This window comes from Enterobacter sp. Cy-643 (genome assembly GCF_011752815.1).
GTDB lineage: Bacteria > Pseudomonadota > Gammaproteobacteria > Enterobacterales > Enterobacteriaceae > Cedecea.
This window is the reverse complement of sequence record NZ_VWWV01000001.1, coordinates 301815-315485: the sequence shown is the minus strand read 5'-3', so window position 1 is coordinate 315485 and position 13671 is coordinate 301815. Positions and strand designations below refer to the sequence as shown.

The following is a 13671-nucleotide window of genomic DNA, read 5'->3' as shown; positions in this document are numbered from 1 at the left end:
AGCCGGTGCTGGTCACCGGCTTTTTTTATGCCTGCGATTGTGCCTCGCCGCCCCAACACACTCTGTTTCGTCCCTGCTGCTTAGCCCTATACAAGCGAATATCCGCCTGACTCTGGATGTGTTCCAGGTCACCGTCCGGGGCTTCTTCATGGGAAGCCACACCCAGCGAGGCCGTCACCAGCAGCTCAGACTCGTCCTCCAGCCTGAGCGGCGTGTTCACCAGCATTTTGCGTACCCGCTGCGCCACGGCAATCGCCGCATGCAGATCGGTATCAGGCAGGTAGACGCAAAACTCTTCGCCGCCGATACGCCCGACAATGTCCTGGGTGCGGATCGCCTGCTGGATGCAGCGCGTGGCGTGGATAAGAACCCGATCGCCAACCTGATGCCCAAAGCGGTCATTCACTTTTTTGAAGTGGTCGAGATCCAGTTGAATCAGGGAGTAATCCACGTACTGCGGGCTGATGCGCCCGGTTGTTTCAAAGAAGCCACGGCGATTTAAAACGCCGGTCAGGTCATCGTGCAGCGCATGCCGGTGCATTTCCTGCTGCAAATGGCCCATGTTGCGAATCAGCCGACAAATCATGCGGTGTGAACCAAACAGGATAAGAATAACGGTCAGCCACATCACCACCAGCAGCACGCTAAAGCGCCCGAAGTCCTCATGCAACCCCTGCCGGATTGTCTGAACGCTGACAAGGATTGCCCCCGTCCCCGTGACATGACCGAAAGTGGCATAAGCATAGCCAAAGCGTAAAGTGCCCCGGGATTCATTGGCCAGCGTTTCCAGAATCGCCTGTCGCTGCTTATCGCTGAGTCGATAGCCATTTTGTGAGCCTACGGGGCGAGTCAGCGGATTCATCTGCTCATCAAAAAGTAGATAGGCGCTTTGTGTCTCTTCTGGCAGAGCGCTGGAGAGAAACAGCCGAAGCGTTTCGGTAGTGACGGCGAGGCCAAACAGGCCAATCCACCGGTCGTCAAAGTCCACCGGAAGAGAGCCATTGATCAACGTCTGGCCAGTATCCGCGATAATTTGTCGCGTCCAGAACGGCTCACGTTTCGGGTTTAACAGCGGTGAGCCAAGCACAAAGGATCCCTGCATCGCCAGCGGATTAGCGCTTTCAATAAGCAGTTTATTCACATCGGGGGAGAGCGACGCAATAAATGCCCCAGAGCGCGACATGTAGTAAATGCTGGACGAGAGACGGTTGCTCCCACCCGCCAGCGGAAAGAGATCCTGAATATCGCGCAGAGCCTGATATTCACGCTGCGTGAGTTTTACTCTTTCCTCTTTCGGCTTGTTTTTAAAAGGCTGAACGCTATCGGGGATCGGCAGGCTTTGTATGTGCAGCGGCGACAGCATCTCTTTATTGCTGGCCCGGGAGGCCAGCTGTGACAGCGGCGTGAACTGTGGCTCATTTAGCGTTTCAATGAACATTCGGCGGAGATAACGCAGGTTATCCATCTGATACTCAGATTTGCTTTCAAGCCGGGCGATAACGCTTTCGAGGTGGCTAAGCTGGCTGGTACGATAGCCGTGGTTGAACAGCTCCCCCTGCTGCCAGAAAAGAAAGGTAATCAGCAGAAAGAGCGACAGAAAGCACACATGGGTGATGCGCAGTGTTTTTACCATCGGCAGACGGATATGGCTAATCAGCGACGAGCTCACGGTGATTCCTTTTATGGCGCAAAGCAGAGCGTCAGTGCTTAAGCTGCTGCAAAGGCTCGGGTCTCCCCACCAGATACCCCTGCAGGAACTGGACGCCAAGCTGCAGCAGGATGTCGCGCTGCTCTTTCGTTTCGACATACTCTGCGACGACGCTGAGCTTTCTGGCCGCCGCCAGTTTGCAAATAGACTTCACGATCAGCTGATCCATCACATCGCTGGTGATATCACGGACAAAGCAACCATCTATCTTAATGATATCCGCCTGCAGCTTCTTCAGGCGCTCATAGTTAGCGTAGCCTGTTCCAAAGTCATCAATAGCAATCTTAAAACCTTTCTCACGCAACAGGGCAATATTTTGGTTAGAGGTTTCTGAGTTTGAAAATGCCTGCTCTTCCGTAACTTCAATGACGACCGCGCTGGTCGGCACTTTGTAAGCGTCAAACTGGGCAATAATCTGCTGGGCAATCTCTTTTTGCATAAGCGTGAGCGGCATCAGATTGACCGAAAAACGCGTTTGCTGCACGTTGCCAGGGTGCTTTGCAAGCCAGGTCAGCAGTATCTTCATCACCATCATGTCAAAACGGGTGCTGAGGTTAAACTCAGCGATAATCGGAATAAATTTATCCGGGGTGATGTGCTGGCCATCAATCACCAGGCGGCTGAGGATTTCGTGATAGCCCTTCCCTTCGCAGTCGACAATCGGCTGCGCGTAAAGCTGAAAAGCTTCTTCGTCGATTGCCCGCTTAATCTTTTGCAGCAGCAGCACCCGCTCGGTTGTTTGCCCTGAGACAGCCTGCTGCCTGGCATCAAGCCCAAGTACGCGCTGTGTGTCGCTGGCTTTTTCAGCCAGATAGCTTAGCTGCCCGAGCATGCGCTGCAGTTCTTTCGGTGAATCCACTATGCCCCAGGAGGCACCATATTCAATTTCCAGGGCAACATTATGCCAGGGAATTTTCTTATTATTCAGATGCTCAACAAAATAGGTAAGCCGGGCTTCTGTTTCACCTTCCCGTAAAAATAAAAGCAGCTCGCTGCCCGGCAGCTGAAATATCTTCTCCCCTTCCAGCAGCCAGGGTTGTAATTCTCTGGCAATGGTTTTTTTGCAGTAAATACGCATCATCATGCCGTAATGTCGGCTAAGAAACTCAAAGTTCGCCATTCTCAGGCAGCAAAGAGCGCCGGTTGGCCAGGTCACGATATGTTCTTCAAGTGCACGTAAATTCGGTAATTGCGTTAATGGATCGGTCTGTGCCTGAAGATGATAAACACGCTTCATCCATTCATTTTTATGGTAGGACGTCGCCATATACAACAGACATACGGTAAAGGAAATAAAGACGGACAGAATAAAGGAAAGAGCATATTGCGTATTTACGCCCTGTAAAAAACCCGTGTTGTATGTCAGTAATACCCATGCCGAAATCCCCCACAGCAGAGAAACAAGCCTCGCTCCAAGGCGGCGGATCCCCAGGGTAAGCAGGACAAAGATCAGCGGAACCAGATAGCCTGAAATCAGTTCGCTATGCCACGGCGAACACATCAGCATCAGGTATACCATCCAGGTAACCAGCCAAAGCGGCGTATAAAATCGGTTTTTATCCTGCCTGTAGTGCCGGACACAGCGCCGCCAGAAGCCGACCGCAAAATGCGGGTTCAACAACATACGCAGCGGGTAATAGAAAAGCGTTGTAAAGATGAGCGAGGCCACGACAAGGTTCAGCACATCGACAATCATATAGATAATGGAACCGCCACCAAAGAATGGCGCCAGTTCCGGTGGGTAGTCAATCACATTGCCTGTGAGATACATCAGCAGTTTGATGGTCAACGGGGCGGCAAAGCCAAGCCAAAAAATACGCTGCCCCATGCCTTGATTAGGCAACCCAAAACGCCAGCGGCGGCCCACATAACGGCGGGTAATTAAACTGGCAATCAATAAGGGGAATAGCAGGCAGAAAATAAAAGCCACCAGCGGCACAACGGCTAAATCAAGTAGCCAACTGTAAATAACCAGCGACCCTAGCGTGAGCGGAATAATCGCAGACCGGCCATAAATAATAATCATTGCCATTATAAAGCTGAGGGGCAGATAGGCGAGGTAAGTTTTATGTCCATCAACAACGGTTGTCGGTGAAATATAACGAGAAAAGGGAATGAGGAGTAAACATAACGCCAGGGCAATCGCTATTTTTCTTATCATTTTGTAAATAATCATAGGCCCTGGTGTTAATTTTATGTGATTGCTTAACAAGTAATTTTCGCCGGCAAGATTACGTTTATTTATTGAGCGAATCAAGTTTCAGGCCTGCACAAAAGCAGAACTTACCGTACAGCAGAAATAATAGAACAAGCGGACATAAGTTGAGGTTTTTTTACCGAGGGTAGCCAAAAGCAGGTGTGTTTGGGTCTGAAAAGCAAAAACCCCCGCCTAAGCGAGGGTTTTAAATTTTGGTGGAGCTAAGCGGGATCGAACCGCTGACCTCTTGCATGCCATGCAAGCGCTCTCCCAGCTGAGCTATAGCCCCACGGACAGGTGCTTATTTTACGGTACCCAATCTGCTGGTGAAGATTTGGTGGAGCTAAGCGGGATCGAACCGCTGACCTCTTGCATGCCATGCAAGCGCTCTCCCAGCTGAGCTATAGCCCCAAACCGTAAAGACCTTGTCGTGTTGACGGGCGGCATAATATGAAACCCCACATAGCGTGTCAACGGCAATTTGTTCTTCCGCGATCAATCGCCTAAAAAGCCATCGCCTTTGGCAATTCTCGGTTGCATATCATCCCGTTGTAGTTAATTCTGTCACAGTTTCGCCTTAGTCAGTTCAATAAAATGAACCACTAACAAAGCCGTTTCGGCCGCAATGAAAAGGAATCACTGTGCTCAAGGAAAGAATGACACCCGAAGAACTGGCCGTTATCACCGGCTACAGCCGCCAGACCATCAATAAGTGGGTACGTAAAGAAAATTGGGAAACCTCACCTAAACCCGGCGTTCAGGGCGGCAAAGCGCGGCTGATACATATAGATGAGCAGGTCAGGGAATTTATTAACAGCACCCGACGAGTGACGGAAAGTACAGCCCGCTACAGCACAACGGATGCCTCCCTGGAAAATCTGCTGATCAACTCCGTTCAGCAAATGTCCGACAGCGAACAGAAAAAGATGTCTGCCATGCTGCTGCGGGACGGCATTGCCGGTTTACTTACGCGGCTGGGTATCCGCGATCGCGAGTAATTGCCCGGCTGTTTCCTGCCGGCGTCAGGAAAAATAAAGGATTACAAATGTTCAAGGAAAAGATGACCACCGATGAACTGGCAGAGATGACGGGTTACACCCGCCAGACTATCAATAAATGGATACTGAAACATAACTGGGAAACCAGTGAAAAACGAGGCGTTCCAGGCGGTAAAGCAAGATTTGTTTATATCTCCGAGCAGGTCAAAACGTTCCTTTATAACACCAGCAAAATGAACGAAAAAGTGGCATCTTATAGCGTCCCTCGCACGCCACTGGAACAGCTGATGCTAAACGCCCTGCGTACCTTATCCGAAGAAGAACAGCATAAAATGACCGCAATCCTTGAGCGTGAAGGCAGTGAAGGTCTGCTGAACCGCCTCGGAATTCAAAAGAATGAGTAAATAAAAAAGCCGGTGGCTAAGCACCGGCTTCAGACAGCAGACAAACCTCTGACGCGAGAAGTAAAATCAGACGGCTCGTTAAAAAAACAGGAAAATCAATTCATTGATTTTCGGCTGATAACTACACTGGGGGAAAAACCACGCTTTTTTCCCCTTTGTCAGCAATTTTAAGCCGGTGGCTAAGCACCGGCTTTTTACATTTTGCGACGTTTACTGCTGAGCTTCACGCTCGCTGATAAAATCGAGCGCTTTATTGATGCGTGCCACGGAACGCTGTTTGCCAATGGCATGTACGGTGACATCAAGGCCAGGAGACTGACCTGCACCGGTCACTGCAACACGCAGCGGCATCCCCACTTTGCCCATCCCAACTTCCAGCTCATCGGCCGTGGCCTGTATAGCGTGATGAACATTTTCGGCGGTCCAGTCGCTCAACGCGGCCAGTTTATCACGCACCACTTCCAGCGGCTGACGCGCAACCGGGCGTAAATGCTTTTTCGCGGCGTCAGCATCAAACTCGCTGAAATCTTCGTAGAAGTAGCGGCAGGTCTGCGCCATCTCTTTCAGGGTTTTGCAGCGTTCACCCAGCAGTTTCACCAGTTCAGACAGCTGCGGACCGTTACGCGTATCAATATTTTCCTGCTCGATGTGCCATTGCAGATGCGTTGCCACATACTCTGGCTCCAGCGTATTGATGTAATGGTGGTTGAGCCACTGAAGTTTTTCAGTATTGAAGGCGCTGGCTGACTTGCTTACCGCGTTCAGGCTGAACATCTCAATCATCTCTTCGCGAGAGAAGATTTCCTGGTCACCGTGGGACCAGCCCAGACGCACCAGATAATTGAGCAACGCTTCCGGCAGGTAGCCGTCGTCGCGGTACTGCATCACACTCACCGCCCCGTGACGCTTAGACAGCTTTTTACCGTCGTCGCCGTTGATCATGGAAACGTGGGCATATAGCGGAACCGGCGCGTTCAGCGCCTTCAGGATGTTGATCTGGCGCGGCGTGTTGTTGATATGGTCTTCACCACGGATCACGTGGGTGATCTCCATATCCCAGTCGTCCACCACTACGCAGAAGTTATAAGTTGGAGAGCCATCGGTACGGCGAATGATCAGGTCGTCCAGTTCCTGGTTACTGAATTCGATCGGGCCACGGATCTGATCATCAAAGATGACGGAACCTTCCTGCGGGTTGGCGAAACGCACAACACACGGTTCGTCATCAGCATGGTGCTCATGGCTATGGCGGCAGCGACCGTCATAACGAGGTTTCTCGTTATTGGCCATTTGCTCTTCACGCAAGGCCTCAAGGCGCTCTTTAGAGCAATAGCACTTATACGCCGTGCCCGCAGCCAGCATTTCGTCGATGGCCTGGTTGTAACGATCAAAACGCTTGGTCTGATAGTACGGGCCCTCATCCCACTGCAGGCTCAGCCAGTTCATCCCGTCCATAATCGCTTCGATGGCTTCCGGGGTTGAACGCTCGAGGTCGGTGTCTTCTATACGCAGCACGAACTCGCCTTTGTTATGACGAGCAAACAGCCAGGAGTAGAGAGCAGTACGGGCACCGCCAACGTGCAGATAGCCTGTTGGGCTTGGCGCAAAGCGAGTTTTGATTTTCATTAAACGGCCTTAGTTACACATATTTGCCGGCAAAGCGGCAATTGCCAGGGAAAATTAACAGGCAACATTCTATCACTGTGCGCTAATTCCTCAATGTTGATGCCTGTAGATAGCGGGAAAGCAGAGAATTTGATGATAAATCAAACGCCAATGCCTGTTTCTTGATCGCATCGTTTAATTTTAAGACGAACGAATAAAAACTTTAGAAAATGCGTTGACTCATTTTCAACTGTCCCTATAATGCGACTCCACAAACCGGGGGTGATTAGCTCAGTTGGTAGAGCATCTCCTTTACACGGAGGGGGTCGGCGGTTCGAGCCCGTCATCACCCACCACTCTTTAGAGTGACCCGGAATGTGAAGTAAGAGATTTAGAGATGGGTGATTAGCTCAGTTGGTAGAGCATCTCCTTTACACGGAGGGGGTCGGCGGTTCGAGCCCGTCATCACCCACCATCTCCTCTTACGAAATTAGCAGTACCGAAGTTTGGGTGATTAGCTCAGTTGGTAGAGCACCTCCTTTACACGGAGGGGGTCGGCGGTTCGAGCCCGTCATCACCCACCATCGGGTCGTTAGCTCAGTTGGTAGAGCAGTTGACTTTTAATCAATTGGTCGCAGGTTCGAATCCTGCACGACCCACCAATGTGGAAAGGCGCCCTAAAGGCGCCTTTTTGCTATCTGCGATTCGGGCAGGGTTCGAGCCTGCAGCAGGTTCGACAAAATCGCTTTTGATTTTGCGCGTCGCTTGCGACGAGCCCGCAGGGCAATACCATCCTGCACGACCCACCAATGTGGAAAGGCGCCCTAAAGGCGCCTTTTTGCTATCTGCGATATCTGAAAATCCCATCGTCAAAAAATTATCAACTTCCTCGCGGCCAGGCCGATAACTCCCTTACCATTCCATCAAAGGAGTTATGATGACTACAATATCCAGTAATGCTCTTCAGGGCTCTCAGCTGACCACCGGCACAGCTACCGGGTCCTCTTCTGCCTCCGGCAGCACTGATAACAGCACAGCCGCGCAGATTGCCCAGATCAGTAAAAAAATTACCCAGCTGACGGAGAAACTGAGAGAAGCCTCCAGCACGCCGGATCGTCCAGCTGAAGAGAAAAAGAAACAGGTCGAGTTACTTCAGACCGAGATAAAAATGCTGCAGGCCCAGCTGGCTCAGCTTCAGCGCAAGCAGGCTGAGGAAGCTCAGCAGAAACAGGAACAGCAGCAGATCAAGGCCACCGGCGTGAACAAACCTTCCGACGATCACCAAATTGATATTTATATCTAGTCGTCCATAAATAACGGGTCGCCAACACGGGCCAGGGTTAACAGCCTGGCCTGCTCCCGCACCTCCTGCCAGATAGCTTCCGCCGCACGAGAAAGCGATCTATTTTTTCGCCTGACCAGCATCAGTTGTCGGTTTATTACCGGCGTTAACCGCTTAACCACCAGCGGTCTCCCTTCTGGCAAAGGCAGTGCCAATGCGGGCAACACGCTTAAACCAATCCCGGCTTCAACCATCGGGTACAGCGTTGCGGGGTGCCCAATCTGCTGGACAACATTCACTTCGATTCCCTGCCGGATAAAAGCCTCATCAATCAATGGGCGGCTGCCTGAGGCATAGTCCTGCAGCACCAGCTTTTGCCCCTGCAGCGCCTGCCAGTCAATCTGCTCCCTCTCAGCAAATGGATGATCGCTGCGGCACAACAGCAGAAAAGGCTCAGACAACACCGTTTCGCACTCCAGATCGCTGGCCTGTACCGGATCGATAACTACGCCAAAATCAACTTCGCCCTGGCGGATACTCTGCAAAACCCATTGCTGTGAAGCATCATGCAGCATAAATCGAATATTCGGATACGCCTCCGCGCTGGCAGCGATAGATTGCGGCATCAGGTGCGCGGATAGCGTCTGGCTGGCGGCCACGCGAACCGTGCCGCTAAGCTGATGCCCAACCACACGTGCATCCAGCAGCGTTGTGGTCAGCTCTTCCAGCAGCCGCTCAAGGCGAGGAGCCAGCAACTCTCCCGCAGGCGTAAGCACCACTTCCCTGGTAGTACGGTCAAGCACCTTCACGCCCAGCTCGGCTTCCAGCTCCTTCAGACTGTGGCTTACGGCTGACTGGCTAAGCCCAATACTCTCCCCTGCCCGACTGAAACTGCCGGCATGGGCCACGGCAACGAACACGCGAAGCTGACGCAGGGAATAATTCATCTATTTTCTTCATCAATGCATTTAATAAATCAATTTTATTTCTGAAATCAGCAGAAACACAATAGCGCTCTTCACCTTTGAGGAATGGCTATGAAATTGCTCCGCATTGTCGACCCTTTTACGTTAACGCTGGTGTGTACCGTCCTGCTGGCCTCTTTCTTTCCGGCACAAGGCAGTTTTGTCGGTTTCTTCGAGGGCCTGACTACCGCTGCCATTGCTCTGTTGTTCTTTATGCATGGGGCAAAACTGTCTCGCGAGGCGGTGATCTCCGGCGGTAGCCACTGGCGGCTACATCTGTGGGTAATGTGCAGCACGTTCGTCCTGTTCCCGATACTTGGCGTCCTGTTTAGCTGGTGGAAACCAGTCAATGTCAGCCCTGAGCTTTACAGCGGGTTCCTTTATCTGTGCATTTTGCCCGCCACGGTGCAATCGGCCATCGCCTTTACTTCTATTGCCGGGGGCAACGTCGCGGCGGCCATTTGTTCAGCCTCTGCATCAAGCCTGCTGGGCATTTTTCTTTCGCCGTTACTGGTTGGCCTGGTTATGCATGTTCAGGGTGCAAGCGGCAGCCTGCATCAGGTGGGCAGCATTATGCTGCAACTTCTGGTGCCGTTCGTGGCCGGGCATCTGATGCGGCCCTGGATTGGCGCCTGGGTGGCAAAAAACAAGAAATGGATCGGCAAAACTGACCAGACCTCGATTCTTCTGGTGGTCTATTCCGCCTTTAGCGAAGCCGTCACGCACGGCATCTGGCACAAAGTCGGGGCTGGTTCGTTACTGTTTATCGTGGTGTCCAGCCTCGTGCTGCTGGCTATTGTAATAGCGGTAAATATCTTTGTGGCGCGGCGCTTTGGCTTTAGCAAGGCGGATGAAATTACGATTGTTTTCTGCGGCTCGAAAAAGAGCCTGGCCAACGGGATCCCCATGGCCAATATTCTGTTTCCTGTGGCTGCCGTAGGAATGATGGTGCTGCCGCTGATGATCTTCCACCAGATCCAGCTGATGGTGTGCGCCGGTATGGCCCGACGTTACCAAAGAAAAGCGGCTGCAGCCGGTGAAAAGCAGACCGCATCCATCAGAACCTAGTGTCGCTTGAGGGGCCTGACCAGATTGTCCAGCCCTTCCACTTTAATCAGCAGCGTCAGGGCCATCAGCTCACCGAGATGGCCCGCGGGAAACTCTCCTTTGCGGGAAAACCACAGCAAATACTCCTCCGGTAAATCAATCAGCATCCGGCCTTTGTATTTACCAAACGGCATGGCCGTGTTGGCTATCTCAATGAGCTGTTCTTTGTCCATTTAATCACCCAGCAAACGAATCATTTCCGCTTCGTCGATAACCTGAATGCCCAGCTCCTGCGCCTTAACAAGCTTAGAGCCGGCCGCTTCCCCGGCAATAACCAGATCGGTTTTTTTCGACACGCTTCCGGCCACTTTTGCACCGAGCGCGGTCAGCCGGTCTTTGGCTTCGTCACGGGAAAGAATGCTCAGCGAACCGGTCAGCACCACGGTTTTACCGGCAAACGGGCTGTCGATCTCTTCCGCTTTGATAACCACAGGCGCAGGCCAGTGGACCCCGGCCTCTTCGGTGAGCTGACGGATAACATCCCGGTTGCTCTCTTCCGCAAAGAAGTTAAAGGTGTGCGTCGCCACAACAATGCCGACATCCGGCACTTTTTGCAGTTCCTCAATGCTGGCAGAGATAAGCGCATCCAGCGTACCGAAGTGCGCGGCCAGCCCTGCGGCGGTGGCTTCACCGACTTCACGAATGCCTAAGGCATACAGGAATCTCGCAAAAGTTGTCTCTTTGGCTTTTGCCAGCGCATCAACAACGTTTTGTGCCGATTTAGGCCCCATGCGATCCAGCCCGGTGAGCTTGCCCGCCGTCAGCTTGAACAGATCGGCTGGCGTGTGAACGTACTCTTTCTCCACCAGTTGATCGATGATTTTGTCGCCCATACCGTCAACATCCATCGCACGGCGGGACACAAAGTGCTTCAGCGCCTCTTTGCGTTGGGCACCACAGATCAGGCCCCCGGTACAGCGGGCGACGGCTTCGCCTTCCACACGCTCCACGTCTGAACCGCAAACCGGGCACTGCGCAGGAAAGATAATTTCCTGGGTATTTTCCGGACGTTCAGATTCCACCACGCCAACAACCTGCGGGATAACGTCCCCGGCGCGACGGATCACGACTCTGTCGCCAATGCGCAGGCCAAGGCGCTCTATTTCATCGGCATTGTGCAACGTCGCGTTACTCACCAGCACTCCGGCAACCTGCACCGGCTCCAGACGAGCAACGGGCGTAATGGCGCCGGTACGGCCAACCTGGAACTCAACGTCCCGCACCGTGGTCATCTGTTCCTGTGCCGGGAATTTAAACGCAACGGCCCAGCGCGGCGCTCTCGCCACAAAGCCCAGCGTTTCCTGCAGCGCAAGCGAGTCAACTTTGATAACCACGCCGTCAATATCAAAGCCCAGCGTTGGGCGATCGGCCTCTACCTGATGGTAAAACGCCAGCACTTCTTCCGGCGTGCTGCACAGGCGGATACGGTCGCTGACCGGCAATCCCCAGGCTTTAAACTGCTGTAAGCGCCCCATGTGGCTGGCTGGCAGTTCACCGCCCTCCAGCAGCCCCACGCCATAGCAGAAGAAGGTCAACGGGCGTTTCGCGGTAATACGTGGATCCAACTGGCGCAGCGAACCTGCCGCCGCATTACGCGGGTTGGCAAATACTTTCCCGCCCGTGCGGCGCGCCTCTTCGTTGATTTTTTCGAAGCCTGCCTGCGGCAAGAAAACTTCGCCACGCACCTCAAGGCGACGAGGAATATTGTCCCCGTGAAGTTTAAGCGGTATTGCGCGAATGGTCCGGACGTTAGACGTGATATTTTCACCGGTTGTACCGTCGCCGCGCGTTGCCGCCCGCACAAGGATCCCATCCTCATACAGCAGGCTTACCGCCAGGCCATCCAGTTTCAGTTCACAGCAAAACGTCAGGGCATCAGTGCTTTTCAGCCTGTCCATCACGCGTTTGTTGAACGCCAGATAACTTGCTTCATCGAAAACGTTATCCAGGGACAACATCGGCACTTCATGTCGCACCTGGGTAAACTCACTGAGCGGCGCAGCCCCAACCCGCTGGGTCGGTGAATCCTGGGTGATCAATTCCGGATGCGCTTCTTCGAGCGCACGGAGTTCGCGCATCAGCCTGTCGTATTCCGCATCGGGAATTTCGGGATTATCCTGCACATGGTACAGATATTCATGATGGCGAAGCGTGGTTCGCAGGTGGTTAAGTTGTTGTTCGATTGAGTCCATATCGCACCATCAATGATAAAAAACCCCCGACAGGCGGGGGTTTAGGGGAAAGATTCAGGCCATGATTCAGGCGTTGGCTTCAACAACCTCGCGGATCCTGTCCTGGTACTCGCGCAGCTTTTGCGGAGTCATCATGCGACGCTGATCGTCGAGCACCACGCCGCCGACTTCATCGGCGATGTGCTGCGCGGACTGCAGCATCAACTTGAAGTTTTGCGCTGCATTGCCGTAGGACGGCACCTGCATAAAGATAGTCACGCCTGGCGTGGCGAAATCGGCCATATTCTCAGGGTCAAAAGACCCAGGTTTAACCATGTTCGCAAGGCTAAACAGTACCGGGCCGCTGCCATCGGGGCTGAGATGGCGGTGGAAAATATTCATTTCACCAAACTTGAAACCGGCCTGCTGAATGCTGTTCAACAGCAGCTCACCGTTCAACATCGTGCCAGCGTGGGCAGCGACGTTCATCACGATCACCGTCTCTTTTTTCACCGGTGCATGCTGCGGCGCTGGTTCAGCAGCAACAGGCTCTGGTACCGGTTCTGCGGTGAACTGTGGCGCAGGCTGAGCAGGAGCAGCCGGCTGTGGCTCAGGCACTGCCGCCGGGGCTGGCGCAGGAGACGCAACGGGACGCACAGGTTCAACCTGCTGAGGCGCGGGCTCAGCGTGGCGCGGGGTAACCGGCTCAGGCTGGCGCGGCTGCGGAGCAGGACGAGGTTCTGCTGACGCATACGGCGGCTCATAATTGTGCTGAGGTGCCTGAGGCTGACGTGGCGCATTCGCTTCACGAGAGGCAGATTCCGGCACGGGCGCAGTACGACGCACGCGCACTTCACCGACGCCTTCTTCTTCCTCATCATCCTCTTCTTCGTATTCGTCACGCTTCGACTTCATACGTTTCAAAGGGCGATCGCGGAACACGGAAGAGCGTTCCTTACGACTGGTCCACAGACCGTGTACCAGTAAGGCTATTATGGCGATTGCGCCAACAATGATTAATATCAGACGCAAATCCTGCATCATTATATTCTCTGTTGTTCTAACACCTTGCCACCGCGGCAAACATTTACTCACTAAGAGTATTTGCCCATCTGCTCAAGTGCAAGTGCGAGCACGATTTTCTCATCATAAAGATAGCTTAAGTGCACCTTTTTGATGATTTTTCGAACAATTCCTGGCGAGTTTTTCTGAATGCAGTCAGTTATGATAGCCA

At 53.0% G+C, this 13671-nt stretch carries 11 protein-coding genes and 6 tRNA genes; 8 read left to right on the top strand and 9 right to left on the bottom strand.

Features of this window, described 5'->3' with window-relative positions; genetic code table 11:
- Window positions 1–25 precede the first annotated feature (25 nt).
- From F3J29_RS01505 to F3J29_RS01490, 4 genes are all read right to left on the bottom strand, one after another.
- Window positions 26–1669 (bottom strand): diguanylate cyclase, encoded by a 1644-nt coding sequence (locus tag F3J29_RS01505; protein WP_166862455.1) that lies wholly within the window; start codon window positions 1667–1669, stop codon window positions 26–28.
- Between the two features lie 31 nt (window positions 1670–1700).
- The gene (locus F3J29_RS01500) at window positions 1701–3869 is read right to left on the bottom strand and encodes an EAL domain-containing protein (RefSeq protein WP_502706542.1); all 2169 of its coding nucleotides are present in this window, start codon (window positions 3867–3869) and stop codon (window positions 1701–1703) included.
- A gap of 249 nt (window positions 3870–4118) precedes the next feature.
- Window positions 4119–4194: transfer RNA gene (locus tag F3J29_RS01495), tRNA-Ala, on the bottom strand.
- Between the two features lie 46 nt (window positions 4195–4240).
- Window positions 4241–4316 (bottom strand) — tRNA-Ala (locus tag F3J29_RS01490).
- Between the two features lie 230 nt (window positions 4317–4546).
- On the opposite strand from F3J29_RS01490, the gene F3J29_RS01485 reads away from it, so the two are divergent.
- Together F3J29_RS01485 and F3J29_RS01480 are read left to right on the top strand one after the other, a co-directional pair.
- A complete protein-coding gene (locus tag F3J29_RS01485) occupies window positions 4547–4903 on the top strand; it encodes a YfeC-like transcriptional regulator (protein WP_166862451.1) in 357 nt (118 codons plus the stop codon).
- A gap of 47 nt (window positions 4904–4950) precedes the next feature.
- Complete coding sequence (locus tag F3J29_RS01480; protein WP_166862449.1) at window positions 4951–5307, top strand: YfeC-like transcriptional regulator; 357 nt, start codon at window positions 4951–4953, stop codon at window positions 5305–5307.
- 210 nt (window positions 5308–5517) lie between these two features.
- Here F3J29_RS01480 and gltX read toward each other — a convergent pair whose 3' ends face one another.
- Window positions 5518–6933 carry a glutamate--tRNA ligase gene (gltX, locus tag F3J29_RS01475; protein ID WP_008459604.1) on the bottom strand — a complete coding sequence of 472 codons (1416 nt, stop codon included), beginning with the start codon at window positions 6931–6933 and terminating at the stop codon, window positions 5518–5520.
- A gap of 259 nt (window positions 6934–7192) precedes the next feature.
- Between gltX and F3J29_RS01470 the strand changes: the two genes are divergently transcribed.
- The 5 genes from F3J29_RS01470 to F3J29_RS01450 all read left to right on the top strand — a co-directional run bounded on the left by F3J29_RS01470 (window position 7193) and on the right by F3J29_RS01450 (window position 8215).
- Window positions 7193–7268, top strand: a tRNA-Val gene (locus F3J29_RS01470).
- 43 nt (window positions 7269–7311) lie between these two features.
- Window positions 7312–7387: transfer RNA gene (locus F3J29_RS01465), tRNA-Val, on the top strand.
- 33 nt (window positions 7388–7420) lie between these two features.
- Window positions 7421–7496 (top strand) — tRNA-Val (locus F3J29_RS01460).
- A gap of 2 nt (window positions 7497–7498) precedes the next feature.
- Window positions 7499–7574 (top strand) — tRNA-Lys (locus F3J29_RS01455).
- Window positions 7575–7849: 275 nt separating this feature from the next.
- Window positions 7850–8215: a FlxA-like family protein gene (locus F3J29_RS01450; protein ID WP_166862447.1), complete on the top strand. Its 366-nt coding sequence runs from the start codon at window positions 7850–7852 to the stop codon at window positions 8213–8215.
- On the opposite strand, the gene F3J29_RS01445 is transcribed toward F3J29_RS01450, so the two are convergent.
- Window positions 8212–9141, bottom strand: coding sequence for a LysR family transcriptional regulator (locus F3J29_RS01445; RefSeq protein ID WP_166862445.1), 930 nt, complete (start codon window positions 9139–9141; stop codon window positions 8212–8214). The genes F3J29_RS01450 and F3J29_RS01445 overlap by 4 nt on opposite strands.
- Window positions 9142–9231: 90 nt before the next feature.
- On the opposite strand from F3J29_RS01445, the gene F3J29_RS01440 reads away from it, so the two are divergent.
- Complete coding sequence (locus tag F3J29_RS01440; RefSeq protein ID WP_166862443.1) at window positions 9232–10227, top strand: bile acid:sodium symporter family protein; 996 nt, start codon at window positions 9232–9234, stop codon at window positions 10225–10227.
- On the opposite strand, the gene F3J29_RS01435 is transcribed toward F3J29_RS01440, so the two are convergent.
- The 3 genes from F3J29_RS01435 to zipA all read right to left on the bottom strand — a co-directional run bounded on the left by F3J29_RS01435 (window position 10224) and on the right by zipA (window position 13481).
- Entirely contained in the window at window positions 10224–10439 is a 216-nt protein-coding gene (locus F3J29_RS01435; RefSeq protein WP_039295779.1) for a DUF3820 family protein, read from the bottom strand. The genes F3J29_RS01440 and F3J29_RS01435 overlap by 4 nt on opposite strands.
- Window positions 10440–12458 (bottom strand): NAD-dependent DNA ligase LigA, encoded by a 2019-nt coding sequence (gene ligA, locus F3J29_RS01430; RefSeq protein WP_166862442.1) that lies wholly within the window; start codon window positions 12456–12458, stop codon window positions 10440–10442.
- 66 nt (window positions 12459–12524) lie between these two features.
- Window positions 12525–13481 (bottom strand): cell division protein ZipA, encoded by a 957-nt coding sequence (gene zipA, locus F3J29_RS01425; protein ID WP_205246621.1) that lies wholly within the window; start codon window positions 13479–13481, stop codon window positions 12525–12527.
- Window positions 13482–13671 lie beyond the last annotated feature (190 nt).

Coding starts and splice junctions, on each gene's coding strand:
- gltX (WP_008459604.1), bottom strand. CDS start 6,933: ATGAAAATCAAAACTCGCTTTGCGCCAAGCCCAACAGGCTATCTGCAC.
- F3J29_RS01450 (WP_166862447.1), top strand. CDS start 7,850: ATGACTACAATATCCAGTAATGCTCTTCAGGGCTCTCAGCTGACCACC.
- F3J29_RS01445 (WP_166862445.1), bottom strand. CDS start 9,141: ATGAATTATTCCCTGCGTCAGCTTCGCGTGTTCGTTGCCGTGGCCCAT.
- ligA (WP_166862442.1), bottom strand. CDS start 12,458: ATGGACTCAATCGAACAACAACTTAACCACCTGCGAACCACGCTTCGC.
- zipA (WP_205246621.1), bottom strand. CDS start 13,481: ATGATGCAGGATTTGCGTCTGATATTAATCATTGTTGGCGCAATCGCC.
- F3J29_RS01440 (WP_166862443.1), top strand. CDS start 9,232: ATGAAATTGCTCCGCATTGTCGACCCTTTTACGTTAACGCTGGTGTGT.
- F3J29_RS01500 (WP_502706542.1), bottom strand. CDS start 3,869: ATGATAAGAAAAATAGCGATTGCCCTGGCGTTATGTTTACTCCTCATT.
- F3J29_RS01435 (WP_039295779.1), bottom strand. CDS start 10,439: ATGGACAAAGAACAGCTCATTGAGATAGCCAACACGGCCATGCCGTTT.
- F3J29_RS01480 (WP_166862449.1), top strand. CDS start 4,951: ATGTTCAAGGAAAAGATGACCACCGATGAACTGGCAGAGATGACGGGT.